Origin of the sequence: Angustibacter sp. Root456 (assembly GCF_001426435.1) — a bacterium.
GTDB lineage: Bacteria > Actinomycetota > Actinomycetes > Actinomycetales > Angustibacteraceae > Angustibacter.
On record NZ_LMER01000018.1, the window covers coordinates 198,194 to 224,319 of the forward strand.

A 26,126-nucleotide genomic window follows, 5' to 3' on the forward strand; every position below is an offset into this window, starting at 1 on the left:
CACCCTGTCACCCGAGCCACCCGAGCCGCTCCGACGTTGATCACGTTACCTGGGTGACACACCGCTTCCCGAGGGTTGCACCCCTCGGTAAGCGGTGTGTCCCCCACTGAACGTGATCAACGCCCGGTGACCTGAGGGGTGGGGACGGCGTGGGGTGGGACGGTGGGGCGGGGTGGGGACGGTGGGGGGTGGGGTGGACCGGCTCAGGAGTCGAAGCCCAGGCCGGTGCGGTCGAGCGCCCGCAGCCACAGGCCACGGCGTCCCTGGCGCGCGTCCGCGCGGGCGATCGCGCGGCGGGTGAGCTGGATCCCCGTCCAGCGCAAGGGTTCGGGCGGGAAGGGCACCGGCTTGCGGCGCACCATCTCCAGCGCCGTGCGCTCGTTCTCACGCTGGGAGAGCAGGTCGAGGCACACCTGGGCGCCGAAGCGGCTGGCGCCGACGCCCAGCCCGGTGTACCCCTGCACGGACGCCACCTGGCCGCCGTGGCTGAGACCCCAGAACGCACTGAACCGCGTGCAGGTGTCGATAGCGCCACCCCACGCGTGCGTCACCCGCAGGCCGCGCAACGCGGGGAACGCCTGCACGAGGTGGTCGGCCAGCAGGTGCTCGGTGCGCTCGTTGCGCGCCCGCCGGGCCGTCATGTCGTTGCCGAAGTAGTACAGCGCGTCGTAACCACCGAAGAGCAGACGCCGGTCAGGGGTCAGCCGGTAGTAGTGGAACTGGTTGCCGGCGTCGCCCACGCCCTGCCGCCCCTCCCAGCCGATGGTGGCGAGCAGGTCGTCGCTCAGCGGCTCGGTGACGATCACGTGGTCCCACACCGGCACGACGTAGGGCCGGTAGCGCTTCACCGGCGACGGGAAGACGTTGGTGCCGAGCACTACCTGCCGCGCACGCACGCTGGCGTCCGGCGTCCGGACGACGACGCCCCCGCCGCCCCGCGCGCCCAGGTCGAGGACGTCGAGGACTCGTGTCGACTCGCGGATCCGCCCGCCGAGTCGCTCCACGGCGTCCGCGAGACCCCACACGAGCCGTGCCGGGTCGACCATCGCCACGCCGCGCGCGTCGTACCGACCGCCGAGGTACGTCGGCGAGTCAACCAGTGCCCGCGTCCCACGCGCGTCGAGCAGCTGCGACGACTCACCGACCGCCGTCGCGAGCTCGTGCTCTTCGGCCAGCCCGTCGAGCTGCCACGGCTCGACGGCGACATCGAGCTCACCCGAACGCCGGAAGTCGCAGTCGATCCCGTACCGCTCGACGGCCTCCTCGATGGCGTCGAGGTTCTGGCGGCCGAGGCGCGCCAGCACCGACAGCTCGGACGGCCACCGGTCGTGCCCGTTCGACACGCCGTGGGTCAGGGACGCCGCGCAGAAGCCGCCGTTGCGCCCGGACGCCGCCCACGCCAGCCGGTGCCCCTCGATCACCAGGACGTCGCGCCCGGGCTGCTCCTCGAGGGCGATGAGCGCGGCCCAGAGCCCTGTGAGGCCGCCGCCGACGACGACGAGGTCAGCGGCCTCGTCGTCCATCAGCCGCGGGCGAGCAGCTGGTCGCTGCGCGGAGTCCAGCCAGTACGGCGTCGAGCTCGCGCCGTCGAGCCCCAGTGCCGCGTTCACACGTGCCGGTTGCGGCGGGCACTCACCAGCTGGCTGCCACCGACTGCGAGCAGGGCGACCACGAACATGACCGTGCCGATCACGTTGATCTGCACCGGTGTTCCGCGCGCCGCTGCACCCCAGATGTACATCGGGAAGGTGATCGACGACGAGCTCGCGTTGAAGTTCGTGATGATGTAGTCGTCGAACGACAGCGAGAAGGACAGCAGCGCGGCGGCCGCGATGCCCGGCGCCACCAGCGGGAGCGTGACGCGCAGGAACGTCTGCGTCTCGTTGGCGTAGAGGTCCATCGCGGCCTGCTCCAGCCGCGGGTCGAGCCCGGCGATGCGCGCCTTGACCGTCACGATGACGAACGACAGGCAGAACATGATGTGCGCGATCAGGATCGTGAGCGGCCCCAGCGGCAGGCCCATCCCGATGAACAGCGTCAGCAGGCTCGAACCCATGACGACCTCGGGCGTGGCCATGGGCAGGAAGATGAGCAGGTTCGTCGCCGCGCGCCCGCGGAAGCGGTGCCGCGCCAGAGCGAACGCCGCCAGGGTCCCGAGCACCGTCGCCCCGAGCGTCGCCAGCAGGCCGATCTTCAGCGAGAGCGACAACGAGCTGCACAGGCCGGCGGCGCCGCACGGGTGGAGCCAGGCGTTGAACGAGAACCGCGCCCACTCGTAGTTGAACCGCCCGGTGGGGTTGTTGAAGGAGAACAGCACGACGACGACGTTCGGCAGCAGCATGTACTCGAAGACCGCCGCGGCCACCAGCGAGATGACGTGCTCGCGCACCCACGAGATCGGCCCCTGACCGCGGGCGGCTGCACGGATGAGCAGCGCCGCCAGGACCAGGACGTCGACCGCGACGACGACGACGAGCAACCACGTCATGAGGTTGTGGCGCATCAGACGAGCTCCTCCGTACCGGCCCGCCGGACGTACACCGACACCAGCACCACGATGGTGAGCATCAGGACGAACGACAGCGCTGCCGCAGTCGGGTAGTCGAGCACACGCAGGAACTCCCCGTCGATGACCTGGCCGATCATCGTGGTGTTCGTGCTGCCCAACAGCTTGGAGTTGATGTAGTCACCGGCCGCCGGGATGAACGTGAGCAGCGTGCCGGCCACCAGACCTGGCAGCGAGAGCGGCAGGGTCACCTTGCGGAAGCCGGTGAAGGGGCTGGCGTACAGGTCACCGGCGGCCTCGAGCAGTCGCGGGTCGAGCCGCTCGAGGCTGGCGTACAGCGGCAGCACCATGAACGGCAGGAAGTTGTACGTCAGACCGGTGATCACCGCGAACTTCGACGCCATCAGCTGGTCGTTGCTGGTGAGTCCCAGGAACTGCAGGACGTCGATGAGGTGGCTCCAGTTGACGAAGCGCACCACGGGGCCGCCGTTGGACAGGATGGTCTGCCACGCCAGCGTGCGGATGAGGAAGCTGGTGAAGAACGGCGCGATGACGAGCACCAGCAGGAAGTTCTTCCACCGCCCGGACTTGAACGCGATGGCGTAGGCCAGCGGGTAACCGATGAGCGCGCCGAGGATCGTGGCCGAGGCCGCGTAGCCCAGCGAGCGGATGAACTGGGGGTAGTAGTTCTTCAACGCGTCGACGTAGGTGCCGAAGTGCCAGGTGAGGGCGTAGCCCTGCTCCAGTGACCCCTGCTGCAGCGACGTCGAGGCCAAGAACACCATGGGCACGACGAAGAAGACCGTGAGCCACAAGATGCCCGGCAGCAGCAGCAGGTACGGCGTCTTGCGGCTGCGAGCGGGCGCCTCCACCTGAGGCGCGCCGGCGCCCGGCGCAGCCCCGCCGTGGGCCAGGGCGCTCATGAGGCGCTGCCGGCCAGCACGGCCTGGCCGTCCGTCTCCCGCTCCTCGCCCGCGTGCGCGTCCTGGGCCGCATCCAGCGCGAAGCCGTGCTGGGGAGCCCACTGCACCGTGACCTGCTGCCCGGGACGCAGCGGCGGCGTGCCGTCGTTCTGCTGCACCACGTTGAGCTCCTGGCCCCACGGCATCTTGACGAGGTACTGCGTCGAGACCCCGGTGAACGAGGTGTCGGTGACCGTCCCCGTGAGCTGGTTGCCGGTAGCGGCGGTGGCCTCGGTGCGGATCACCAGCTTCTCGGGCCGGACGCCGAACCACACGTTGCCGTCGTGAGACGCGCTGCGTCCACGCGGCAGGCGCAGCGACTGCCCTTGGACGTCGATCACGAGATCGTCGCCGTCCGAGCCGGTCACCTTGCCGGGCAACAGGTTCGACTGCCCGAGGAAGTTGGCCACGAACGTCGTGCTCGGCCGCTCGTAGAGGGACGCCGGGTCGCCCAGCTGCTCGATGACCCCGGCGTTCATGACGGCGATGGTGTCGGCCATGGTCATGGCCTCCTCCTGGTCGTGCGTCACGTGGACGAACGTCAGGCCCACCTCGAGCTGGATCCGCTTGAGCTCGATCTGCATCTGCCGACGCAGCTTGAGGTCGAGCGCGCCGAGGGGCTCGTCCAGCAGCAGCACCGACGGCCGGTTGACGATGGCCCTGGCCAGGGCGATGCGCTGCTGCTGCCCACCTGACAGCTGCCCGGGCTTGCGCGTGGCCAGGTGCGCCAGCTGGACCAGCTCCAGCGCCTCCATCGCCCGCTGCCGCGTGTCCTTCTCCCCGCGTCGCCGTAGCCCGAACTCGACGTTCTCGACGATGTTGAGGTGCGGGAAGAGCGCGTAGCTCTGGAACACCGTGTTGACCGGGCGCTGGTACGGCTTGGCGTTCGTGATCTCGTCGTCACCGATCAGCACCTGCCCGGACGTCGGCCGCTCCAGCCCCGCCACCATGCGCAGGGTGGTGGTCTTGCCGCAGCCGGAGGGGCCGAGCAGGGCGAAGAACGACCCCTGCGGGATCACGAGGTCGAGGTCGTCGACCGCCGTGAAGTCCCCGAAGCGCTTGGTCAGGCCGACCATCCGCAGGTCTCCCCCGGGGTCGTTGCGTTGGGCCGCCATCGTCACGCTCCGATCAGGGACTGGAAGGCCTGGGTGTACTTCGTCTCCTCGGCCTCCGACAGGCCGCGGAAGACGTGGGACTGCGCGAGCACGGCGTCGTTCGGGAAGATCAGCGGGTTCTTCGCCACCGACGGGTCCTGCTTGAGCAGGGCGTCCTTCGTGCCCTTCACCGGCGCGATGTAGTTCACGTAGTCCTCGACCTGAGCCATGACGGCGGGGTCGTAGTAGTAGTTGATGAGCCTCTCGGCGTTCTTCTTGTGCTGGGCCTTGTTGGGGATGACGAAGTTGTCCGACCAGATCATGTGGCCCGTGGAAGGCAGGGCGTAGCCGAGGGCGGGGTTGTCGGCCTGCAGCTGCACGACGTCGCCGGTCCAGGCGAAGCAGGCGGCGATGTCGCCGGCAGCCAGGGGCTTGCCGTACTCGTTGCCCGTGAACCCGCGCAGCTGCCCGGAGTCCTTGGCCTTCTTGAGCTCGTCGATGGCGGCGTTGAAGTCTGCGTCGGTGAACTTCGCGGGGTCCTTGCCCATCGCGAGCATCACCAGGCCGACGGTGTCGCGCATCTCGGTGAGCAGCGTGACCTTGCCCTTGAGCGAGGGGTCGGTGAGCAGCTGGTCGACGCTCTCGATCTTCTTGCCGCCCGTGGCCTTGGGGTTGTAGGCGATGCCAGTGAACCCGCTCTGCCAGGGCAGGGAGTACTGGCGGCCCGGGTCGAACTCGACGTTCTGCAGCGAGGGCTCGAGGTTCTGGGCGTTGGGGATGTTGGCCTTGTCGAGCTTCTGCACCCAGTTCAGCCGGATCAGGCGGGCGACCATCCAGTCGGTGCTGCACCACACGTCACGGCCGGTGTCCTGACCGGCCTGCAGCTGAGGCTTGACCTTGGCGAAGAACTCGTCGTTGTCGTTGTAGTCCTCGGTGTAGGCGACCTTGATGCCGGTCTTCTTCTCGAACGCGTCCAGCGTCGGGTGGGCCTGCGTCTTGTCGTCGACGTCGATGTACTCGGGCCAGTTCGACCACTTCACGACCTTTTCGGTCTCGGACAGGTCCGTGGCCGCGGCCTGGTTCGACGGCGCGGTCTTGCTGGCAGTGCCCTTGGTGCCGCAGGACGCGAGGACGCCGGCGACGCCCAGCGCTCCCATCGAGCTGAGCAGCGTGCGACGGCTCAGCATGCCTCGGGCCAGCGCGACCGCTTGGGGGTCAGGGGTCTTACGGGGGCTCATGAGGTGTCCTTCCGGTGGGGGCGGTCGTGCCAGTCGGTCGTCGTGCGGGGCGAGAGGGTCGCCGAGAGGGTCAGGGGGTACTGAAGACCGTGCGGTGCCAGGGTTTTCGGGCGACGCCGGTCACGTCCGTCATGACGTGCTTGATGCTGGTGTACTCCTCGAGCGAGTAGGCGCTCATGTCCTTGCCGAAGCCAGATGCCTTCACGCCACCGTGCGGCATCTCGCTCACGATCGGGATGTGGTCGTTGACCCAGACACAGCCGGCCTGGATCTCGCGCGTCGCGCGAGCGGCCCGGACGACGTCGCGCGTCCAGGCGGAGGCGGCGAGGCCGTAGACGGTGTCGTTCGCCAGGGCGATCGCCTCGTCGTCGGTGTCGAACGGCACGGCCACCAGCACCGGGCCGAACACCTCGTCGCGCCAGATCGCCGCCGAGGCGTCGACGCCGCTGACCAGGGTCGGCTCGTAGTAGGCGCCGCGCGCCAGCGCGCCACCCGGTACGGCGCCACCGCAGACGATCTTGGCGCCGGCGGCGCGGGCGCGCTCGACGTGCGCGGCCACCCGCTCCTGGTGCGTGCGGCTGATGAGCGGCCCCTGGTCGGTCGCCTCGTCGCGCGGGTCGCCGAGCCGGACGGCGGTCATCAGGTCGGCCACGCCGGCCACGAAGGCGTCGAACAGCGAGCGGTGCACGATCGCCCGGGTCGCAGCCGTGCAGTCCTGACCGGTGTTGATGAGCGCTCCGGCCACCGCGCCGTGCACGGCCGCCTCCAGGTCGGCGTCGTCGAACACCACGAACGGAGCCTTGCCACCCAGCTCGAGGTGCACCCGCTTGGCGCTCGCCGAGGCCAGGGCCATGACGCGCTGCCCGACGGCCGAGCTGCCGGTGAACGACACCATCGCGACGTCCGGGTGCGACACGAGGTGCTCGCCCGCGCCCTGACCGGCTCCGGTGAGGACGTTGACGACACCGTCCGGGATGCCCGCCCGCTGGGCCGCCTCGGCCATCATCAGCGCGGTCAGCGGCGTCAGCTCGCTCGGCTTGAGCACGATGGCGTTGCCGGCCGCGATCGCCGGCAGGACCTTCCAGGCAGCCATCTGCAGCGGGTAGTTCCAGGGAGCGATCGACCCGACGACGCCGAGCGGCTCGCGACGCACGGACGACGTGTGGTCGGGCGAGTACTCGCCCGTCGCGCGGCCCTCGAGGAGGCGCGCGGCGCCGGCGAAGAAGGCCGTGTTGTCGATGGTGCCGGGCACGTCGAACTCACGGCTGAGCCGGATCGGCTTGCCGGTCTGGGACGTCTCGGTCTGGGCGAGATCCTCAGCCGCCGCGTCGAGCTCGGCCGCGAGGCGGAGCATGGCGCTCGACCGCTCCCCCGGCGTCGCGCGGCCCCAGTCGGCCTGTGCGCTCACCGCGGCCGCGACGGCGGCGTCGACGTCCGCCGGTCCCGCGAGCGCCGCGGTCTCGACCCGCTCGCCGGTCGAGGGGTCGACCACGTCGTGCCGCGGGGCGGCGTCACCAGCGAGCGCACTGCGCCGGCGCCCGTCGATCCACTGGTGGCCCGCGCTCAGATCCGCCACGCCGCCTCCTGTGCACTGTGTGTTCCTGCAACTGGATGATCGTGACACGCGGGGTCAGGGCAGACAAGGGTTTTCAAGGGATTCCGTCGCCGCAAGCCGTTACCTCAACGAAATCTAGCGTGCTTGACACGAAGCACGATTGACCCCGCGTGCTGTCAGCGGCGACCATGGCGGCTACCGTGGGCGACAGACTGCCTGCTGTCGGCGGGCGGCCAGTACAGACTGTCGGGACTCACCTCCCCCGGTCGTGCGCGAAAGGAGCACCCGTGCTGCCCACCCTCGGTGCCGTCCTCGAGCTGCCGGTGCTCGCGGCGGGTCGCCCGCACGTCGTCGCAGGCGCCGACCACCTCGACCACCCGGTGCGCTGGGCGCACGTCGCCGAGGTGGCCGACATCAGCGAGCTGCTGCGCGGTGACGAGCTGATCCTCACCACCGGCGTGGCGCTGCCGCGCACCGACGAGGGCATCGTGGAGTTCGTGCGCACGCTGGCGGCCCTGCCGGTCGCCGGCCTGGTCGTCGAGCTCGGCCGGGCGTACGCCGGGCGGGTGCCGAGCGCGATGGTGCGAGCGGCCGAGCGCAGCGGCCTGCCGCTGATCGAGCTCACCCAGCCGGTCGCCTTCATCGAGGTCACCGAGGCCGTGCACAGCCTGGTCATCGACGGGCAGATCAGCTCGCTGCGCCAGGCGCAGGCGCTGCACGAGACCTTCACCGAGCTCGCCGTCGAGGGCGCCGACACCGCCGAGATCGTGCGGCAGGCCGCCCGGATGGCCGGCGCACCCGTCGTCCTGGAGACGCCCGGTCACCTGGTGGTGGAGCACGATGCCGCGGGACACGACGACAGCACGTTGCTGTCGCGCTGGCAGCAGCGCTCGCGCGCGGTGCGCGTCCCCGGTCGGGCCGGGGTCGACCCCCTCTCCGGGTGGGTCGTGGCCACGGTGGGGGCGCGCGGCGAGGACTGGGGCCGGCTGGTGCTCGTACGCCCTCCGGACGACCCGCACCCGCACGACCTCATGCTCGTCGAGCGCACGGCCACCACGCTGGCCCTGCAGCGGCTGATCGCCCGCGACCGCGAGGGCCTGGAGCGACAGACGCACCGCACGCTGCTCACGGCCCTGATGGAGCACCAGCACCCCGACGCCGAGATCGGCCTGCGGGCCCGGGCGCTCGGGGTGCCGCTGGAGGGCCGCCGCCTGCTGGGTGCCGTGGTGCGCTGGCGCGAGCCCAGGTCGGCCGCCACCCTGGCCACGCAGGCGCGGCTGCGCGATCTCGCCGACGCCGTGGCGCAGGCGGCCCGCGACGCCGGCACCGCCGCCCTCATCGGGTCGATCGACGAGCGCAGCGTGGGCGTGCTCGTGGCACTCGACCGGCGCGACGACGACTCCGCGCTGCTCGGCCGGCTGGCCCACGCCGTGGAGCGCGTGGTGCGCTACCGCCTCGCGGGCGCCGACAACCGCCAGCTGCTGCTGGCAGCCGGCACGGTGGTCGCAGGGTTGCGCGACGCCCGCCGCAGCGTGGTCGAGGCCCAGCAGGTGGCGGACGCGGCGTCGCACCTGCCGTGGGCGCCGGGGTTCGTGCGGCTGCACGACGTGGGCGTGCGGGGGCTGCTCGCCCTGCTGCGCGGGGACGCCCGCATCGAGACCTTCGTCGAGCGCGAGCTCGGGCCCTTGCTCGAGCGGGGCGACGACCTGGTGGGCGTGCTGCGCGCCTACCTCGACGCCGGCCGCAACAAGTCGGCGGCCGCGAGCGCCCTGCACCTGTCGCGACCGGCTTTCTACGACCGCCTGACGCGGCTGGGCCAGGTGCTCGGCGTCGACCTCGACGACGTCGAGACCTGCCTGGCCCTGCACGTGGCGCTGCTGGCCCGCGACACTGCCTGACCAGAGCGCGAATTCGGGCCGGATCTCGGGGACATCCCCGATAGCGTCGTGCGTGCGCTCTGCCGCACAGTGAGGTGCGCCCGTCGGGGGTGCAGCCGGCAGCCCGCCGGCAGTGGGGTGCTCGTCAGCGAGGGGGTCACATGGTCAGCCTGACCGCACCGGTGAGCCGGTGGATCGGACGTCGGCTGCTCACCCGGGCGGCGTCGTCCGGTGGTGTTGACCTGTCACGGATCTCGGTGGTCCCGAAGGCGTTCAAGGTGCCCTTCCAGCGCGAGGGGCTCGACCCTCGGGTGCGCGTGGGCGCCCGCCGGGAGCGGCCGCCGGTGAGCCGGCTCATGCACGTGTTCGGGCTCAACGTCTGGCTCGTCACGGGTTACCCCGAGGCGCGGGCGGTGCTCGCCGACACGACGAGCTACAGCAACGACATCCGGCCCATGGTGGCCAGCGCCGGCAGCACGCCAGTGCACTCGATCGGCGGCCTGGGTTTCACCGACCCGCCGGTGCACACGCGCCTGCGCGGCCTGCTCACCCCCGAGTTCACCAAGCGGCGACTGGCCCGGCTGCAGCCGCGGATCGAGCAGATCGTGCACCACCAGCTCGACGTCGCGCAGGAGGCCGGCGAAGTGTCCGACCTGGTACGCGCGTTCGCGTTCCCGGTGCCGTTCCAGGTGATCTGCGAGCTGCTCGGTGTGCCGCTGGAGGAGCGTGAGGAGTTCCGCGCGATGGGCGCCGCCCGCTTCGACCTGTCGCAGGGCGGGGCCGGGCTGTTCGGTGCGGCCTCGAAGTCGCGCGAGTTCCTGTTCCAGGTGGTCGCCGAGCAGCGGGCCGAGCCCGGCGACGGGCTCATCGGCGCCCTCATCCGCGACCACGGCGACGAGCTGGAGGACGTCGACCTCGCGGGCCTGGCCGACGGTGTGTTCCTCGGTGGCTACGAGACGTCGGCGAGCATGTTGGCGCTCGGCACGCTCGTGCTCACCCAGCACCCCGAGGCGCTCGAGCTCGCCCGGCGCGGCGGCGCGGAGCTCGACGCCGTCGTCGAGGAGCTGCTGCGCTACCTCGGCGTGGTGCAGACGGCCTTCCCCCGCTTCGCCCGGTACGACCTCGAGCTGTTCGGCCACGAGGTGCGTCGCGGCGACGTCGTGCTCGTCTCGCTCAGCGGCGCCAACCGCGACGAGCGCCTGGCGTCGGGGGCGGTTCGCTTCGACCCGACGCGCGAGCCGGGCTCGCACCTGGCGTTCGGCCACGGCTTCCACCGCTGCGTGGGGTCCGAGCTCGCGCGCATGGAGCTGCGGACGGCGTTTCGCGCCATCGCCGAGCGCTTCCCGGACGTCGAGCTGGCCTGCTCACCCGACGACCTGACGTTTCGGGAGCTGTCGGTGGTGTACGGCATCGAGTCGTTGCCCGTGCGCCTGCGACCGGCGCAGCCGCGCTCAGCCGTCGACGCCCCGAGCCGCCAGCAGCTCTGAGCGGTCGGCGGCGTAGCCGACCATCCACGTGGGGCGGTACCGGTACATCGCGATGTCGTCGGGCCCGTCACCCCACTCCAGCGGCGAGCTGCCGTAGTGCGCCGTCCAGTGCTCGAGCACGGGCGCCCAGTCGGCGTCCGCCGGCTGCATCCGCTCGACCCGGCCGTGGCTGAACACCGCCAGCTGCTCGCCGTCGACGTGCGCCACGCTGACGGCCGGCCGGGCGGCCATGTGCCGCGCCTTGGCCGCGGTGCCGCTCGTGCCGAACGACCAGGTGCCGTGCAGGAAGTGCCCGTCGAGCGCGCTGATCCGCGGCTCCCCCCGCGCCGTCACGGTGGCCACCGTGATGACCTTCATGCCGGTGAGCAGGCCGACGAGGTCGCGCGCCGTGAGGCGGCGATCGTCCCCGATGATGCCGCGCAGGTGGTCAGTCGCCTCGCCGTACGACGCGTCCAGCAGTCGTTGCAGGGCCTCGATCTCCGCCTCGGTCTCGTACATGGCCGCCACGCTAGAGCCAGCCGCCGACAGACTGGACGAAGCGCAACGCCAGCAACGTCGTCGCGCCCGGCCGGGCCCTCAGACGTCGCAGGGGCCCCACACGCCGGTGGCAGGTCAGGAGTCGAGGTTCGCCATGACGTGCTTGAGGCGCGTGTAGTCCTCGAATCCGTACATCGACAGGTCCTTGCCGTACCCGCTGTGCTTGAAGCCGCCGTGCGGCATCTCGGCGACCAGCGGGATGTGGGTGTTGATCCAGACGCAGCCGAAGTCCAGCGCCTTGCTCATCCGCATCGCCTTGCCGAAGTCCTTGGTCCACACCGACGACGCCAGGCCGTAGTTGACGCCGTTCGCCCAGGCGACGGCCTGGGCCTCGTCACTGAACTGCTGCACCGTGATCACCGGGCCGAAGATCTCGTTCTGGATCGCCTCGTCGTCCTGGCGCAGGCCGTCGAGCACCGTCGGCTGGTAGAAGAAGCCGTCACCGAGCCCCTCGACCCGTGCGCCGCCCGCCGCGATGCGCGCGTGGTCGGGGAGCCGGTCGACGAAGCCCGCGACGCGGCCGAGCTGGTGCACGTTGTTGACCGGGCCGAGCAGCGCGTCCTCGTCGTCCGGCAGGCCCACCTTGGCCGCACGCGCCTGCTCGGCCAGCGCGGCCACGAAGTCGTCGTGGATGCCGGGGGCGGCGAGCACGCGCGTCGCCGCGGTGCAGTCCTGGCCGGCGTTGAAGTAGCCCGCGACGGCGATCGCCTCGGCCGCGGCCTCGAGGTCGGCGTCGTCGAAGACCACCACCGGCGCCTTCCCGCCGAGCTCGAGGTGCACCCGCTTGACGTCGCGCGCGGCCGAGCCCGCCACCTCCATGCCGGCGCGCACCGAGCCGGTGATCGACACCATGGCCGGAATCTCGTGCTCCACCAGCGCACGGCCGGTGTCGCGGTTGCCCGTGATGACGTTCAGCACCCCCGGGGGCAGGAACTCGGCCGCGATCTCGGCCATCAGCAGGGTCGTCTCGGGTGTGGTGTCGCTCGGCTTCAGCACCACCGTGTTGCCGGCCGCCAGGGCGGGCGCAAACTTCCAGACCGCCATCATCATCGGGTAGTTCCACGGCGTGACCTGGCCGATGACACCGATGGGCTCGCGGCGGACCCACGACGTGTGGCCCTTCAGGTACTCGCCGGCCGAGCGGCCCTCGAGCACCCGCGCAGCACCGGCGAAGAACCGGATCTGGTCGACCATCGGCGGGATCTCCTCGCTCGCGGTCAGGGCGCGCGGCTTGCCGGTGTTCTCCGACTCCAGGGCGATGAGCTCGTCGGCGCGGGCCTCGATCGCGTCGGCGATCTTGAGCAGGGCCTGCTGGCGCTCGCTCGGCGTGGTCTGACCCCACGTCTCGAAGGCCTGCGCCGCCGCCCGGTAGGCACGGTCGACGTCCTGCTCGCTCGACACCGGCGCCTCGGCCACGACCTGGCCGGTGGCCGGGTTGACCAGCTCGAGGCTGGTGCGGGCGTCGGGGTCGACGTGCTCGCCGCCGACGAAGTTGCGCAGGCGACGGGGGGTGACGGTGCTCGGCTGGCTCACTGCGGCTCCTGTCGTGGCACGGGTAGCCGCCGGACGTCGGCGGCCTCTCGCGACACTAGCGTGCGGACGCCGGTATCGACAGTCTACGGCCCGCAACCCATAGGAATCAGTCGCCAACTCCGCGATCAGCGACGGAATCACTTGCCTTTGCGGCACGGGTACGAGAGGATCGGGCCGTGACTTCCAGGGCCGGCAACGGCAGCGCGCTCGACGAGGTGTCGAAGCGCATCATCGAGCAGCTGCAGGAGGACGGCCGCCGTCCCTACGCCGCGATCGGCAAGGCGGTCGGCCTGTCCGAGGCCGCCGTGCGCCAACGCGTGCAGCGGCTGCTCGACGCCGGAGTCATGCAGATCGTGGCGGTCACCGACCCGCTCCAGGTGGGCTTCAGCCGCCAGGCCATGATCGGCATCCGCGCCGAAGGCGACCTCACCGCTGTCGCCGACCAGCTCGCTGACATGCCCGAGGTCGACTACGTCGTCGTCACGGCCGGCAGCTTCGACCTGCTGGTCGAGGCCGTCTGCGAGAACGACGACGCCCTGCTCGACCTCATCAGCACGCGCATCCGCACCACCCCGGGCGTCCGCACCACCGAGACGTTCGTCTACCTGAAGCTGCGTAAGCAGCTCTACAACTGGGGAACTCGATGACCACCACTCCGCAGGACATCTCCGGCCCCGACGAGCCGGGCACCACGCCGCGCGGCACGCACCGGGAGGACGCCGCCCGCGACCACCTCTGGATGCACTTCACCCGGCACTCGGTGTACGAGGGTGGCGGCCACGTGCCGATCATCGTGCGCGGTGAGGGCGCGAAGATCTACGACGCCAACGGCAAGGAGTACATCGACGGCCTCGCCGGCCTGTTCACGGTGCAGGTGGGTCACGGCCGCACGGAGCTCGCCGAGGCGGCGGCCAAGCAGGCGGCCGAGCTGGCGTTCTTCCCGCTGTGGTCGTACGCGCACCCGATGGCCATCGACCTCGCCGAGCGGCTGGCCCACGAGGCTCCCGGCGACCTCAACCGCGTCTTCTTCACCACCGGTGGTGGCGAGGCCGTCGAGACGGCCTGGAAGCTGGCCAAGCAGTACTTCAAGCTCGTCGGCAAGCCCACCAAGCACAAGGTGATCAGCCGCGCGGTGGCCTACCACGGCACGCCCCAGGGCGCGCTGTCGATCACGGGCATCCCGGACGCCAAGGTGCCGTTCGAGCCGCTCGTGCCCGGCGCGCACAAGGTGCCGAACACCAACCTCTACCGCGCACCCGAGCACCTGCGCAGCGACCCGAAGGCCTTCGGGCGCTGGGCCGCCGACCGCATCGCCGAGGCCATCGAGTTCGAGGGTCCCGACTCGGTCGCCGCCGTGTTCCTCGAGCCGGTGCAGAACTCCGGTGGCTGCTTCCCGCCGCCGCCCGGGTACTTCGAGCGCGTGCGTGAGATCTGCGACGAGTACGACGTGCTGCTGGTGAGCGACGAGACGATCTGCGCCTTCGGTCGGATCGGCGAGATCTTCGCCTGCAAGGACTTCAACTACGTGCCCGACATCATCACGACCGCCAAGGGCCTGACGTCCGGCTACTCCCCCATCGGCGCGATGATCGCCTCCGACCGGCTGTTCGAGCCGTTCAAGAAGGGCACGACGTCGTTCCTGCACGGCTACACCTTCGGCGGTCACCCGGTGTCGGCCGCGGTCGCGATGGCCAACCTCGACATCTTCGAGCGCGAGGGTCTCACCCAGCACGTGCACGAGAACGCACCGCGCTTCCGGGCCACGCTCGAGAAGCTGCTCGACCTGCCGATCGTCGGTGACGTGCGCGGCGAGGGCTACTTCTACGGCATCGAGATGGTGAAGGACAAGGAGACCCGCGAGACCTTCGACCACGACGAGGCCGAGCGGCTGCTGCGTGGCTTCCTGTCGAAGGCGCTGTTCGACGCCGGGCTGTACTGCCGCGCCGACGACCGCGGCGACCCGGTCATCCAGCTCGCGCCGCCGATCATCATCGGCCAGCCCGAGTTCGACGACATCGAGCAGCGCCTGCGCGGCGTCCTGACGGAGGCGTGGGCTCGCCTGTGAGCCCCCGGCAGCCGGCGTCCCGCACGCGGGTGCGCCGGCTGCCGGAGAAGCAGTCCGGCGACCGCGCGGCCCTCGATCGCCTCCTTGACACCGCGCTGGTCGCGCACGTGGCCGTGGTCGACAACGGCCAGCCCTTCGTGGTGCCCGTGGCCTTCGCGCGTGACGGCGATCGGCTGATCATCCACGGCAGCAACGCTTCTCGGCTGTTCCGGACGCTCGCGGACGGCGCATCAACTTGCCTCACGGCGACCATCACCGACGGCGTGGTGGTGGCTCGCAGCGCGTTCGAGTCGTCGATGCACTACCGAAGCGCCATGGTGCTGGGCCGATGCACCGAGCTGGAGGGCGAGGCGAAAGCCGTTGCGCTGCAGCACCTCACCGACCGCCTGCTGCCAGGACGAGCGAGCGAAGCGCGGCCGGCGTCCGCCAAGGAGCTGATTGCCACCAAGGTGCTTGCGCTGCCGCTCGACGAGTGGTCGCTCAAGGTGTCGGACGGCGCCCCGGACGACGCGGCGGACGACCTCGACCTGCCGGTGTGGGCCGGCGTCGTGCCGATCGAGCACCGCTTCGGTGAGCCGGTGGACGCACCCGACCTGCGCTTCGACGTCGCGGTGCCGGACTACGTGCGGGCCTGGCCCGACGGGAGGTGCTGAGTGGGCGCTCCATCGAACACGTTGTGGCAGTGGGACATCGACCGCGCCGCGCAGCCGACACGGCGCCCGGCGCTCGACGGTGACGCGGCGGTCGACGTGTGCATCGTGGGTGGGGGTTTCACCGGGCTCTGGACGGCCTACTACCTGTTGCGGCGCAACCCGAACCTCGACGTCCTCGTCGTCGAGGCCGAGAGCGTCGGTTTCGGGGCCAGCGGCCGCAACGGTGGCTGGTGCTCTGCGCTGCTGCCGCAGAGCGTCGACGCCATCGCCGCCTCGCACGGCCGGGACGCTGCGCTGGCCATGCGCCGCGCGATGCTCGACACCGTGCTCGAGATCGGCGCCGTCGTCGAGCGCGAGCAGATCGACTGCGACTACGTGCGGGGCGGCACGGTCGTCGTGGCCCGCAACCAGGCCCAGCTCGCGCGGGCGCACGAGGAGGTCGCGCACGACGCGGCCTGGGACGGCGTCGACGGGCTCGAGCTTCTCGACGCCGAGCAGACGCGCGAGCGCATCGGCGTGACGCGGGCGCTCGGAGCGACGTACACCCCGCACTGCGCCCGCATCCAGCCGGCCAAGCTGGTGCAGGGTCTCGCCCGCGCCGTGGAGCACCACGGCGGCCGTATCGTCGAGGGGACGCGCGCGACGTCCGTGCAGCCCAGGGTGGTCACCACCGACCGGGGCCGGGTGAGTGCGCGGCACGTCGTGCGCGCCACGGAGGCGTGGACGCCGACGCTGCCCGGGCACGCCCGAGACGTCGCGCCGGTCTACTCGCTCATCATCGCCACCGAGCCTCTGCCACAGGCGTTCTGGGACGACGCCGGCCTGGCGCACGGCGAGACGTTCAGCGAGCACCGGCACGTCATCGTCTACGGCCAGCGCACCGCCGACGACCGGCTCGTGTTCGGCGGTCGCGGCGCGCCGTACCACTTCCGGTCGGCGGTGCGACCCGAGTTCGACCTCGAGCCGAGGGTCTTCGACGCCCTGCACCGCGCGCTCGTCGATCTCTTTCCCGGTGTGGCCGACGCCCAGGTCACCCACCGCTGGGGCGGCCCACTGGGCATCGCGCGCGACTGGCACGCCAGCGTGCACTACGACCGGTCGACCGGGCTCGGTTCGGCCGGTGGGTACGTGGGCGACGGCGTCTCGACGACGAACCTGGCCGGCCGCACGCTCGCAGACCTCATCACCGGCACACGCACGGGCCTGACGACGCTGCCCTGGGTGGGTCACCGCTCACGTCGCTGGGAGCCCGAACCGTTGCGGTGGCTGGGAGTCAACGCCGGCCTGCGTCTCGCCGAGCTGGCCGACGCCGAGGAGGCGCGTACCGGGCGTCCGGCTCGGCTCGGGCGCGTGCTCGCGTCCCTCACCGGCCACTGAACCCTCCCCACCCCTTCGTGATCATGCACGCCGGCGCCGCGTCGGCGTAGGCTCGATAGCACGACGTGGGGAGGTGGCCATGGAGCTCGACGGGTTCATCGAGATCTTCCAGCCTGGCTACAAGCACTGGCGCCAGGAGCGCGACCGCAAGCGCATCGAGGCGCAGATCCCCGAGACCGGTGCCCCGCCCTTCGGTATCGACCTCGACGCCGGCACCGCCGTCATCCCCCGTCCCCACCACTCGCCCACCGCCCGACCCCAACACCACCCTTCCCGACCCGTGATCATGCACGCCAGCGCATGCCCTGGGGTGACGCCACTGCCGAAGTGAGGGGCGCTACCGGTTCGCGCCGGCCGCGCGCCGTCGGCCGGGTGACAGCGCAGCGACCACTGCCGCTCGGTCGACGGGTCGACCGTGGTGCACTTTGGCGACGTGCTCCAGCCTGTCTGTCAGCTCTGGACCATGCACGACGCCCACCCCCCTCGCGGTGCAGCCCTTCTGCGCGAATCCGCCCCACCACACGATGACGGGCTCCACCCACACTCGCTGACCGCTGCGTCGGAACACGAGATCACTCAGCGTCGCGGCATCTCGGCGCGCCTGGGCCAGGAGGCTGCGGTCCCACCAGGAGTGCGAGGGGTCGTAGCGATTCGTCATACGGATCCCACCCGTCGCCGTGTCGACGACGATGTCGCATCCCGACTTCTTGGAGTTCAAGCAGTAGATCCCGTGGTCCGCGACGACCACGTGGTCGAAGTTGAAGTCACCGTTGCCGACGTCGTTGATCACCGACCATGCCGATGGAGAAAGTCGGGCCAGCTCCTTCGCCGTGAACTCCTCTCCCCACGCTCCTTCCTGCCATCGCTCGACGACACCGGGCGGGTACTGACGAACGGCGAAGACCATCATCGCGAACGCGCCGGCAAGGAACCCGCAAATCCAGGCTTGGTCTCCCGGGTACCAGGCCATAGCGGCATAGAAGCCTGCCAGCACGGTGAGCGAGGCAGCGACGAGCACCACCCACACGCGACGGTTGGGCTCGCAACCAAGCCTTCCGCTGCGCTCGGTACTTCTCTCGCGCACGCGAACCGGCACGCCGCCGGGCCGCTCGGCGCATCAACCAGTCGCCAAGGACTCCAGACATGGGTTTCTAGTCGGGCTCTCGTCGATCCGCCTTGAGCCCGATGCCGGCCCACCTCAGTGTCACCAGCGCAGACGCCCTGCGCCAGCGTGCATGATCACGAGGGGCTGGGGGTCAGGCGCGCAGGACGGGCGTGAGGGTGTCGAGCACCGTGGGATCCTCGATCGTCGAGGGGACGGCGGGCTGGTGGCCGTCGGCGATCTCGCGCATCGTGCGCCGCAGGATCTTCCCCGACCTGGTCTTCGGCAGCGCGGTGACGACGTCCACGCGGTGCAGCGCGGCGACGGGCCCGACCTCTGAGCGCACGCGCTCGATGCACTCTCGCGCAACGGTCTCGGCGTCGACGTCCGCGCCACCCTTGAGCACCACGAGCCCGCGCGGCACTTGGCCCTTGAGGTCGTCGTGCACACCGATCACGGCGCACTCGGCCACCGCCGGGTGGCCCGCGAGCGCCGCCTCCAAGGCACCCGTGGACAGCCGGTGCCCAGCGACGTTGAGGACGTCGTCGGTGCGGCCCATGACGAACAGGTAGCCGTCGTCGTCCACGTACCCGCCGTCGCCGGTGAGGTAGTAGCCCTCGTGCGCCGACAGGTACGACGCGACGTACCGGTCGTCGTCCCCCCACAGCGTGGGCAGCGTGCCCGGCGGCATGGGTAGCTTGAGGCAGATGGCACCCTCGTGACCGGCCGGCACCTCGTGCCCCTCGGCGTCGAGCACCCGGACGTCGTAGCCGGGCATGGGCACGGTCGGTGAACCGGGCTTGATCGCCATGGGCTCCAGGCCCTGCGGATTGGCGCAGATGGGCCAACCCGTCTCGGTCTGCCACCAGTTGTCGACGACCGGCACGCCCAGCCGCTCGGACGCCCACGCGTACGTGTCGGGGTCGAGCCGCTCCCCCGCCAGGAACAGCGTGCGCAGGCTCGTCAGGTCGTGGTCGCGCATGCGGGCACCGTCGGGGTCGTCCTTCTTGATCGCGCGGATGGCGGTGGGCGCGGTGAACATCGCGCTGGCGCCGTACTGCTCGACGACGCGCCAGAACGCCGACGCGTCCGGCGTCCCGACCGGCTTTCCTTCGTAGAGAACGGTCGTGCAGCCGGTGAGGAGCGGCGCGTAGACGATGTAGGAGTGGCCGACGACCCAGCCGACGTCGCTCGCGGTGAACCACGTCTCTCCCGGGCGCACACCGAACACGTTCTCCATCGACCAGCGCAACGCGACGGCGTGCCCACCGTTGTCGCGCACGATCCCCTTGGGCTTGCCCGTGGTGCCGCTGGTGTACAGGACGTAGAGCGGGTCGGTCGCGGCCACGGGCACGCACTCGGCCGGCGTCACGGCGCCCTCGCGCATCACGGTCGCCCAGTCGAGGTCACGCTCACCCATGGCGGCGACGGCCTGCGGCCGCTGCAGCACCACGCAGCTGTCGGGCTTGTGCTCGGCCCGCTCGATCGCCGCGTCGAGCATGGGCTTGTACTCGACGACCCGCGACGGCTCGATGCCGCAGGACGCCGAGACGATCACCTTCGGCTGCGCGTCGTCGATGCGGGCCGCGAGCTCGGCGGGTGCGAACCCGCCGAACACCACCGAGTGGACGGCGCCGATACGCGCGCAGGCGAGCATCGCGATGACGGCCTCGGGCACCATCGGCATGTAGATGACGACGCGGTCGCCCTGCTCGACACCGAGCGCCCGCAGCACGCCGCCGAAACGGGCCACCTGGTCGAGCAGCTGAGCGTAGGTGAAGCTGCGCTGCGTACCGGTCACGGGCGAGTCGTGCACGAGCGCGAGCTGGTCGGCACGGCCCGCGATGACGTGCCGGTCGAGCGCGTTGTAGCAGGTGTTGAGCACTCCGCCGGTGAACCAGCGGTAGAACGGCGGCCGGTCGTCGTCCAGCACGCGCGGCGGCTTGGTGATCCAGTCGATGAGTCCGGCGGCCTCGCCCCAGAACGCCGCTGGGTCGGCGAGGCTGCGGTCGTGGGCTCGTCTCCAGGATCCGTTCTGGCTCATGGCGGCATCCTCTCCCCGGACGGCGCAGCGCGCTAGGGCGCCTGCGGCGAACGGTGGCTCGTGCGCGAGGATCGGCGCATGACCTACGACGTCGACGCCTTCCGGTCGCAGTTCCCGTCGCTGAGCAGCGGCATCGCGCACTTCGACGGCCCGGGTGGGTCGCAGACACCGGCTCCCGTGGCCGAGGCGGTCGCCCGCACCATGACGAGCTCGATCGCTAACCGCGGCCGGCTCACGGCCGCCGAGCGCCTCGCCGACGACGTCGTGGTTGGTGCGCGCCAGGCGATGGCCGACCTGCTCGGCGCCGACCCCCGCGGCGTCGTCTTCGGGCGCAGCATGACGCAGCTCACCTACGACCTCTCGCGCACGCTGGCCGCCACCTGGCAGGCTGGCGACGAGGTGGTCGTCACGCGGCTCGACCACGACGCCAACGTGCGGCCGTGGGTGCAGGCCGCCGAGGCGGTGGGCGCCACCGTGCGCTGGGCGGACTTCGACCCGGGCACCGGCGAGCTCACCGCGAACGACGTGGCCGCCGTCCTCAGCCCGCGCACCCGGCTCGTGGCGATCACGGGAGCGTCGAACCTCATCGGAACCCGCCCGCCCGTAGCCGAGATCGCCGAGGTGGCGCACGGTGTCGGCGCGCTGGTGTTCGTCGACGCCGTGCACCTGGCCGCGCACGCGCCGGTCGACATGGCCACGCTCCGCGCCGACCTGCTCGCCTGCTCGCCGTACAAGTTCCTCGGGCCGCACTGCGGCGTTCTCGCGGCCGCGCCCGAGCTGCTGGAGTCGCTGCACCCGGCCAAGCTGCTGCCGTCGTCCGACGCGGTGCCCGAGCGATTCGAGCTCGGCACGCTGCCGTACGAGCTGCTCGCGGGCACGACGGCTGCCGTCGACGTGCTCGCCGGCCTCGCCCCGGACGACGGCGGGCGCCGGGATCGCCTGCTGCGGGCGATGGCCGCCGTCGAGGCGCACGAGGACGCCCTGCGCGACCGGCTCGAGGCGGGGATCGCCGAGCTGCCCGGCGTCCGGTCGTGGTCGCGTGCCGCGCAGCGGACGCCGACGCTGCTGCTGACCTTCGACGGGCGCGAAGCGAAGGAGGTCTCGGCGCACCTCGCACAGCAGGGGATCAACGCGCCGTCCAGCAACTTCTACGCGATCGAGGCCTCGCGCCGGCTGGGGCTCGGCGACGCCGGCGGCCTGCGGCTCGGGCTCGCGCCGTACTCGACCATCGACGACGTCGACCGCGTCGTCGCCGCGTTGGGTGGGCTGCTCCCCTGACGCCCCGAGCCACCTCGCTTGCCGAGGGTTCCGCCCGGTTACCGAGGGCTGCAACCCTCGTGAAGCGGTGTGTCGCCCACTCAACGTGATCAACAGGACGCGGGCTGGGAGGCTAGGGGTGTGCGCTTCGACCCCGCTGCCCTGCCGGACGCCGTCCTGGAGTTCCTGCGTGAGCGGCACCTCGCGACCCTGACGACCCTGCGCCGTGACGGCACGCCCCACGTCGTACCCGTCGGCTTCACCTGGGACGACGACGCCGGCGTCGCGCGGGTGATCACCAGCGGCGACAGCGTGAAGGCTCGCAACGCGATCAACGGTGGCCGCGCGGCCCTCTGCCAGGTCGACGGCCGCCGCTGGCTGACGCTCGAGGGCGTGGTGTCCGTGCTCGTGCACCCGGACGCCGTGCGGGAGGGCGAGCAGCGCTACGCCCAGCGCTACCGCACCCCGCGCGAGAACCCCGCGCGCGTCGTCCTGGCCGTGAAGGTCGACCGCGTCACCGGCCTCACCTGAGGCGGCCGGCCACCAGGGGTCGGGCAGAATGCCCACCCATGGAGATCGAGAGCCTGGACGCCCTGGACGCCTGGCTCGACGCCGGCCGGCCGCTCGCCGGCTTGCGCCTGCAGGCGCTCGATCTCACCGCCCGGGAAAACCGCCTGCTCGCCGCCGACCCGCGCGGTCTGGTGGTGCTGGGCGGCCGGCTGAGCGAGCGCCTCGACGCCCACCTGCGCAGCGGTGGAGCACTGGTCTTCCCCGAGGTTCCCGGCGTACCGGTCGACCCCTACCGCTCGAGCCTCTACACCGCCGACGAGCTGTACGACGGCCTGGACGACGGCTACCCGGCGACGCCGGACGCCCGGGCCTACCGCTGGTGGCTCGACCGCACGCTGCGCGACGACATCCTCGCCACCATGCTGCGCGCGGTGCACGACGACAGCGTCAGCGACGCGCTGCACGAGACGCTCGCCGGACGTCGCGCCGTCGGCGTCATGGGAGGCCACGCGATCGAGCGCGGCCAGCCCACCTACCTGGCCGCCGCCCGGCTCGGACGGCGGCTCGCCCGCAGCGGCGCCCTGGTGCTGACCGGCGGCGGCCCGGGAGCCATGGAGGCGGCCACGCTCGGCTCCGCGCTGCACGAGCACTCCGACGACGACCTCGTCGCGGCGGCAGCCGAGCTGGCTCGGGTGCCCGCGTTCACGGACGTCACGGCCTGGGCCCGGGCGGGCTTCGCCGTTCGCGATCGACTGCGGCTGGACGACCCCCGGCTCACCAGCCTCGGCGTCCCCACGTGGTTCTACGGCCACGAGCCGAGCAACGTCTTCTCCAGCGCCATCGCCAAGTTCTTCTCCAACGCCCAGCGCGAGGACCTGCTCCTGTCACGCAGCACGTCCGGTCTGGTGGTGCTACCCGGAGCAGCCGGCACGGTGCAGGAGATCTTCCAGAACGCGACGCGCGCCTACTACGGCACGGCCGGAAGCATCGCGCCGATCGTGCTGGTGGGCGTCGACTACTGGACGGCGACCCTGCCCGCCTGGCCGCTGCTGACCGCCCTCGCCGCCGGACGCGAGATGGCCACCCGCGTCCACCTGATCGACGACGTCGACCAGGTGGACGAGATGCTCGGGCTCAGCTGATCAGCTGACCCGGCCCATGACGGCCACGACCCGGTCGACGAACCGGTCGACGGCGCGCTCGCTGTACCCCCGCGAGCCGCGGCGGGTGGCGAACACAGCGCCGCGCAGGTCGTCAGGCGACAGCGCCGTGCCGCCGTCGAAGTACTCCGCGATGTCGTCGCACAGCAGGTCGACCTGCTCGACGTCGTACGCGCGCTCCCACATCGATCCGCGCGCGAAGCGGTCGCCGTGCGGTCGCGCGAGCCGAGCGCGCAGCACCTGAGCCTGGGCCGTGACGTCGCGGACGAAGCCGCGCTCGCCGAGGCCGCGACGGTCGCCCTCGCGCTCACCGTTCAGCGCGTCGTCCTCGAGCCGGTCGAGCGCGGCGTCGACGGCGCTGACCTGGTAGCCACCGAGCCGCAGGTCGAAGCCGACGCTGCGGATCTCGGCTGAGCTGACGCCGCCGCCGAGCGCCCGGGCGATGAAGGCGTCGACCTGACCGACGTCGTACCCGCGCCCAAGCGCCCCGACCTTGCGAAACCTCATGGGCGCGCTCACGCACCACTCCCCGTGATCTGCGTGGCAGCCAGCTGGCCGCACGCGCCGTCGATGTCCTGGCCGCGAGTATCGCGCACGGTGGTGGGGATCCCCCGTGCACGCAACGCCGACACGAACGCGTGCTCGACACGCGGGTCGCTGGCGGTCCACTTGCTGCCCGGCGTCGGGTTCAGCGGGATGGGGTTGACGTGCACCCAGCCCTTGCCGCGCGCGTTCAGCAGCTTGCCGAGCAGGTCGGCGCGCCAGGCCTGGTCGTTGATGTCGCGGATCAGCGCGTACTCGATGCTGACCCGACGGCCGGTGGTCTGGAAGTAGCGGTACGCCGCATCGAGCGCCTCGCCGACCTTCCAGCGGGTGTTGATGGGCACGAGCTCGTCGCGCAGCTCGTCGTCCGGGGCGTGCAGGCTCAGCGCCAGAGTCACAGGAATTCCCTCAGCCGCAAGTTTGTCGATCGCCGGCACCAGACCCACGGTGGACATCGTGATGCCGCGCGCGCTCATGCCTAAGCCGTCTGGTGTCGGGTCTGTGAGCCTACGAATTGCGCCAATAGCGGCTCGATAGTTCGCAAGCGCTTCGCCCATTCCCATGAAGACCACGTTGCTCACCCGCAGGGGCGCGTCCACGTGCTCGCCGACCTCACCGCGCGTGAGCGAGCGAGCGCCGGCGACCACCTGCTCGACGATCTCGGCGGTCGACATGTTGCGGGTCAGCCCGGCCTGGCCGGTGGCGCAGAACGGGCAGTTCATGCCGCAGCCGGCCTGGCTGGACACGCACATCGTGACCCGGCCGGGGTAGCGCATGAGGACGCTCTCGACGAGGGCGCCGTCGAACAGCCGCCACAGCGTCTTGACCGTCGCGCCGTGGTCGGCCGTGCGGACGCTCACCGGCGTGAGCAGCGAGGGCAGCAGCTGCTCGACGAGCTCGCCGCGCTGGGCCTTCGGCAGGTCGGTCATCGCCTCGGGGTCGTCGACCAGGCGCTCGAAGTAGTGGGTCGAGAGCTGGCGCGCGCGGTAGGCCGGCACGCCCAGCTCGCGCACGGCGTCCGCTCGCTCGTCCGGTGCGAGGTCGGCGAGGTGGCGCGGCGGCTTGGCGCGGCGGGGGGCGGTGAAGGTCAGCTGAGCGGGGGCCATGGCTCTCCCAGTGTCCCAGACTCAGGCGAGCAGGTGGAGCAGCAGCCAGGCCACCGGCGCGCTGACGAGCAGCGAGTCGAGCCGGTCCATCACGCCGCCGTGCCCCGGCAGCACCGATCCCATGTCCTTGATGCCCAGGTCGCGCTTGATCATCGACTCGGCGAGATCACCGACCGTGGCCGCGACGACGACGGCCGCGCCCAGCGCGACGCCACTCCACCACGGCGCGTCGAGCGCCAGCGGCATGAGCACCGCACCGGCGACGACGCAGGCGATCACCGACCCCGCGAAGCCCTCCCACGACTTCTTGGGGCTCACCGCCGGTGCCATCGGATGGCGTCCGGCCACGACGCCCAAGGCGTACCCGCCGATGTCGCTGCACACCGTGACGACCATGAAGGTGAGCACCCGCCAGGCGCCGTCGTCCTCGGCCAGCATGAGGATGACGAAGCCCGCCAGCAGCGGCAGGTACGCGGCGGTGAACAGGCCCCCGGCGACGTCGCGCAACGCGCCCTGCGGCGTCTCGGCGCTGCGCCAGACCAGCACTCCCACGGCGGTCAGGACGAAGCAGACCGCCAGCGCCTGGCCTCCGGCGCTGTAGGCCGCCACCAGCATGGCGACGGCGCCGACGGCGACGGGCGGCAGCGGTACGTGCACGTGGCGCTGCGCCAGCGCCTGCGACAGCTCCCACACCGCCAGGCACACCGCGACCACGACGACGGCGATGAACGCCTCGCGCCGGATGAACAGCGAGGCGATCACCACGACGCCGAGACCGACGCCGACGCCGACGGCAGCCGGCAGGTTGCGGCCGGCGCGCGGCGGCGTCCGGGATGCTCGCGCCGCCGAACGGGTCAGCGGCGGCTGGCTGGGGCTGAGGTCACTCACGGGCGTCCGGGCGGTCCGAGCGAGAGGGCGAGCAGGGCTCAGACCTCGAGCAGCTCGGCCTCCTTGTGCTTGAGCAGGTCGTCGACCAGATCCACGTGCTTCTTCGTCACGGCCTCGAGCTCCTTCTCGGCGCGCGTGCCCTCGTCCTCGCCGACCTCGCCGTCCTTGACCAGGCGGTCGAGTTCCTCCTTGGCCCGACGGCGGATGTTGCGGATCGACACCCGCGCCTCCTCCGCCTTGTGGCGGGCGAGCTTGATGTAGTCCTTGCGCCGCTCCTCGGTGAGCTGCGGCAGCACGACGCGGATGACGTTGCCGTCGTTCGCCGGGTTCGCGCCCAGGTCGCTGTCACGCAGCGTCTTCTCGATCTCGCTCATCGAGCTCTTGTCGTAGGGCGTGATGAGCACCGTGCGCGCTTCCGGCGTCTGGAACGACGCCAGCTGCATGAGCGGAGTCGGGGAACCGTAGTAGTCGACCACCAGCTTGGTGAACATCGCCGGGTTGGCCCGACCGGTGCGGATCGCCCCGAAGTCCTCCTTGGCGACCTCGATGGCCTTGGTCATCTTCTCCTCGGCATCGAAGAGGGTCTCGTCGATCACTCGGGCTCCTTGGGTCTGGCCGTGCGGGTCAGCGGT

The 26,126-nt window shown here is 71.3% G+C and carries 24 protein-coding genes; 10 read left to right on the plus strand and 14 right to left on the minus strand.

The window, feature by feature from the left end:
• Positions 1-203 precede the first annotated feature (203 nt).
• The 6 genes from ASD06_RS13170 to ASD06_RS13195 form a co-directional block, all read right to left on the minus strand.
• Positions 204-1,610: an FAD-binding oxidoreductase gene (locus ASD06_RS13170; protein ID WP_056678391.1), complete on the minus strand. Its 1,407-nt coding sequence runs from the start codon at positions 1,608-1,610 to the stop codon at positions 204-206.
• On the minus strand, positions 1,607-2,341 hold the full coding sequence (locus ASD06_RS13175) for an ABC transporter permease (RefSeq protein ID WP_369853749.1): 735 nt from the start codon (positions 2,339-2,341) through the stop codon (positions 1,607-1,609). The genes ASD06_RS13170 and ASD06_RS13175 overlap by 4 nt, the downstream gene beginning before the upstream one ends.
• Positions 2,342-2,502: 161 nt before the next feature.
• Positions 2,503-3,429 carry an ABC transporter permease gene (locus tag ASD06_RS13180; protein WP_056678392.1) on the minus strand — a complete coding sequence of 309 codons (927 nt, stop codon included), beginning with the start codon at positions 3,427-3,429 and terminating at the stop codon, positions 2,503-2,505.
• Positions 3,426-4,583 (minus strand): ABC transporter ATP-binding protein, encoded by a 1,158-nt coding sequence (locus ASD06_RS13185; RefSeq protein WP_056678584.1) that lies wholly within the window; start codon positions 4,581-4,583, stop codon positions 3,426-3,428. Before ASD06_RS13185 ends, ASD06_RS13180 begins: the two co-directional genes overlap by 4 nt.
• Before the next feature lie 2 nt (positions 4,584-4,585).
• Positions 4,586-5,800, minus strand: a complete 1,215-nt coding sequence (locus ASD06_RS13190) for a spermidine/putrescine ABC transporter substrate-binding protein (protein WP_056678395.1) — start codon at positions 5,798-5,800, stop codon at positions 4,586-4,588.
• A 70-nt stretch (positions 5,801-5,870) separates the two neighbouring features.
• A complete protein-coding gene (locus ASD06_RS13195; RefSeq protein ID WP_056678398.1) occupies positions 5,871-7,376 on the minus strand; it encodes an aminobutyraldehyde dehydrogenase in 1,506 nt (501 codons plus the stop codon).
• A 266-nt stretch (positions 7,377-7,642) separates the two neighbouring features.
• Here ASD06_RS13195 and ASD06_RS13200 point away from each other — a divergent pair, with 266 nt between their 5' ends.
• Together ASD06_RS13200 and ASD06_RS13205 are read left to right on the plus strand one after the other, a co-directional pair.
• Complete coding sequence (locus ASD06_RS13200) at positions 7,643-9,253, plus strand: PucR family transcriptional regulator (RefSeq protein WP_056678401.1); 1,611 nt, start codon at positions 7,643-7,645, stop codon at positions 9,251-9,253.
• A gap of 140 nt (positions 9,254-9,393) precedes the next feature.
• A complete protein-coding gene (locus ASD06_RS13205) occupies positions 9,394-10,719 on the plus strand; it encodes a cytochrome P450 (protein WP_082538018.1) in 1,326 nt (441 codons plus the stop codon).
• Here the strand turns inward: ASD06_RS13205 and ASD06_RS13210 are convergent.
• Positions 10,684-11,217: a pyridoxamine 5'-phosphate oxidase family protein gene (locus ASD06_RS13210; RefSeq protein ID WP_056678403.1), complete on the minus strand. Its 534-nt coding sequence runs from the start codon at positions 11,215-11,217 to the stop codon at positions 10,684-10,686. The two genes, ASD06_RS13205 and ASD06_RS13210, sit on opposite strands and share 36 nt — an antisense overlap.
• Before the next feature lie 114 nt (positions 11,218-11,331).
• On the minus strand, positions 11,332-12,789 hold the full coding sequence (locus ASD06_RS13215) for a gamma-aminobutyraldehyde dehydrogenase (protein ID WP_200942169.1): 1,458 nt from the start codon (positions 12,787-12,789) through the stop codon (positions 11,332-11,334).
• Positions 12,790-12,965: 176 nt separating this feature from the next.
• On the opposite strand from ASD06_RS13215, the gene ASD06_RS13220 reads away from it, so the two are divergent.
• From ASD06_RS13220 to ASD06_RS13240, 5 genes are all read left to right on the plus strand, one after another.
• Positions 12,966-13,436 (plus strand): Lrp/AsnC family transcriptional regulator, encoded by a 471-nt coding sequence (locus ASD06_RS13220; RefSeq protein WP_056678405.1) that lies wholly within the window; start codon positions 12,966-12,968, stop codon positions 13,434-13,436.
• The gene (locus ASD06_RS13225) at positions 13,433-14,854 is read left to right on the plus strand and encodes an aspartate aminotransferase family protein (protein ID WP_056678409.1); all 1,422 of its coding nucleotides are present in this window, start codon (positions 13,433-13,435) and stop codon (positions 14,852-14,854) included. The genes ASD06_RS13220 and ASD06_RS13225 overlap by 4 nt, the downstream gene beginning before the upstream one ends.
• On the plus strand, positions 14,851-15,507 hold the full coding sequence (locus ASD06_RS13230; protein WP_200942170.1) for a pyridoxamine 5'-phosphate oxidase family protein: 657 nt from the start codon (positions 14,851-14,853) through the stop codon (positions 15,505-15,507). Before ASD06_RS13225 ends, ASD06_RS13230 begins: the two co-directional genes overlap by 4 nt.
• The gene (locus ASD06_RS13235) at positions 15,508-16,884 is read left to right on the plus strand and encodes an FAD-binding oxidoreductase (RefSeq protein ID WP_082538020.1); all 1,377 of its coding nucleotides are present in this window, start codon (positions 15,508-15,510) and stop codon (positions 16,882-16,884) included.
• Positions 16,885-16,963: 79 nt separating this feature from the next.
• A complete protein-coding gene (locus ASD06_RS13240) occupies positions 16,964-17,215 on the plus strand; it encodes a DUF6191 domain-containing protein (protein ID WP_056678412.1) in 252 nt (83 codons plus the stop codon).
• A gap of 6 nt (positions 17,216-17,221) precedes the next feature.
• Here the strand turns inward: ASD06_RS13240 and ASD06_RS13245 are convergent, their stop codons facing one another.
• Together ASD06_RS13245 and ASD06_RS13250 are read right to left on the minus strand one after the other, a co-directional pair.
• Positions 17,222-17,902 (minus strand): nuclease-related domain-containing protein, encoded by a 681-nt coding sequence (locus ASD06_RS13245; protein ID WP_157371708.1) that lies wholly within the window; start codon positions 17,900-17,902, stop codon positions 17,222-17,224.
• Between the two features lie 238 nt (positions 17,903-18,140).
• Entirely contained in the window at positions 18,141-20,030 is a 1,890-nt protein-coding gene (locus ASD06_RS13250; protein WP_056678420.1) for a propionyl-CoA synthetase, read from the minus strand.
• A gap of 78 nt (positions 20,031-20,108) precedes the next feature.
• Here ASD06_RS13250 and ASD06_RS13255 point away from each other — a divergent pair, with 78 nt between their 5' ends.
• The 3 genes from ASD06_RS13255 to ASD06_RS13265 all read left to right on the plus strand — a co-directional run bounded on the left by ASD06_RS13255 (position 20,109) and on the right by ASD06_RS13265 (position 22,939).
• Positions 20,109-21,308: a cysteine desulfurase-like protein gene (locus ASD06_RS13255; RefSeq protein ID WP_056678422.1), complete on the plus strand. Its 1,200-nt coding sequence runs from the start codon at positions 20,109-20,111 to the stop codon at positions 21,306-21,308.
• A gap of 120 nt (positions 21,309-21,428) precedes the next feature.
• Entirely contained in the window at positions 21,429-21,818 is a 390-nt protein-coding gene (locus tag ASD06_RS13260; protein ID WP_056678426.1) for a pyridoxamine 5'-phosphate oxidase family protein, read from the plus strand.
• Positions 21,819-21,856: 38 nt separating this feature from the next.
• Positions 21,857-22,939 carry an LOG family protein gene (locus tag ASD06_RS13265; protein ID WP_056678429.1) on the plus strand — a complete coding sequence of 361 codons (1,083 nt, stop codon included), beginning with the start codon at positions 21,857-21,859 and terminating at the stop codon, positions 22,937-22,939.
• On the opposite strand, the gene ASD06_RS13270 is transcribed toward ASD06_RS13265, so the two are convergent.
• From ASD06_RS13270 to frr, 4 genes are read right to left on the minus strand one after another with little or no spacing between them, the layout of a single operon-like run.
• Positions 22,940-23,476 (minus strand): DivIVA domain-containing protein, encoded by a 537-nt coding sequence (locus ASD06_RS13270; RefSeq protein WP_157371709.1) that lies wholly within the window; start codon positions 23,474-23,476, stop codon positions 22,940-22,942.
• Positions 23,473-24,606, minus strand: a complete 1,134-nt coding sequence (gene rlmN / locus ASD06_RS13275; RefSeq protein ID WP_056678434.1) for a 23S rRNA (adenine(2503)-C(2))-methyltransferase RlmN — start codon at positions 24,604-24,606, stop codon at positions 23,473-23,475. The genes ASD06_RS13270 and rlmN overlap by 4 nt, the downstream gene beginning before the upstream one ends.
• Positions 24,607-24,627: 21 nt before the next feature.
• Positions 24,628-25,494 carry a phosphatidate cytidylyltransferase gene (locus ASD06_RS13280; protein WP_235502338.1) on the minus strand — a complete coding sequence of 289 codons (867 nt, stop codon included), beginning with the start codon at positions 25,492-25,494 and terminating at the stop codon, positions 24,628-24,630.
• A 38-nt stretch (positions 25,495-25,532) separates the two neighbouring features.
• A complete protein-coding gene (frr, locus tag ASD06_RS13285; RefSeq protein ID WP_056678437.1) occupies positions 25,533-26,090 on the minus strand; it encodes a ribosome recycling factor in 558 nt (185 codons plus the stop codon).
• Between the last annotated feature and the right edge of the window lie 36 nt (positions 26,091-26,126).

What these genes read in the sequence shown, in the direction of transcription:
- rlmN (WP_056678434.1), bottom strand. Translation starts at nt 24,606, where the DNA reads ATGGCCCCCGCTCAGCTGACCTTCACCGCCCCCCGCCGCGCCAAGCCG.
- ASD06_RS13250 (WP_056678420.1), bottom strand. Translation starts at nt 20,030, where the DNA reads ATGAGCCAGAACGGATCCTGGAGACGAGCCCACGACCGCAGCCTCGCC.
- ASD06_RS13205 (WP_082538018.1), top strand. Translation starts at nt 9,394, where the DNA reads ATGGTCAGCCTGACCGCACCGGTGAGCCGGTGGATCGGACGTCGGCTG.
- ASD06_RS13265 (WP_056678429.1), top strand. Translation starts at nt 21,857, where the DNA reads ATGGAGATCGAGAGCCTGGACGCCCTGGACGCCTGGCTCGACGCCGGC.
- ASD06_RS13180 (WP_056678392.1), bottom strand. Translation starts at nt 3,429, where the DNA reads ATGAGCGCCCTGGCCCACGGCGGGGCTGCGCCGGGCGCCGGCGCGCCT.
- ASD06_RS13175 (WP_369853749.1), bottom strand. Translation starts at nt 2,341, where the DNA reads ATGCTGCTGCCGAACGTCGTCGTCGTGCTGTTCTCCTTCAACAACCCC.
- ASD06_RS13190 (WP_056678395.1), bottom strand. Translation starts at nt 5,800, where the DNA reads ATGAGCCCCCGTAAGACCCCTGACCCCCAAGCGGTCGCGCTGGCCCGA.
- ASD06_RS13225 (WP_056678409.1), top strand. Translation starts at nt 13,433, where the DNA reads ATGACCACCACTCCGCAGGACATCTCCGGCCCCGACGAGCCGGGCACC.
- ASD06_RS13255 (WP_056678422.1), top strand. Translation starts at nt 20,109, where the DNA reads ATGACCTACGACGTCGACGCCTTCCGGTCGCAGTTCCCGTCGCTGAGC.
- ASD06_RS13240 (WP_056678412.1), top strand. Translation starts at nt 16,964, where the DNA reads ATGGAGCTCGACGGGTTCATCGAGATCTTCCAGCCTGGCTACAAGCAC.
- ASD06_RS13185 (WP_056678584.1), bottom strand. Translation starts at nt 4,583, where the DNA reads ATGGCGGCCCAACGCAACGACCCCGGGGGAGACCTGCGGATGGTCGGC.
- ASD06_RS13210 (WP_056678403.1), bottom strand. Translation starts at nt 11,217, where the DNA reads ATGTACGAGACCGAGGCGGAGATCGAGGCCCTGCAACGACTGCTGGAC.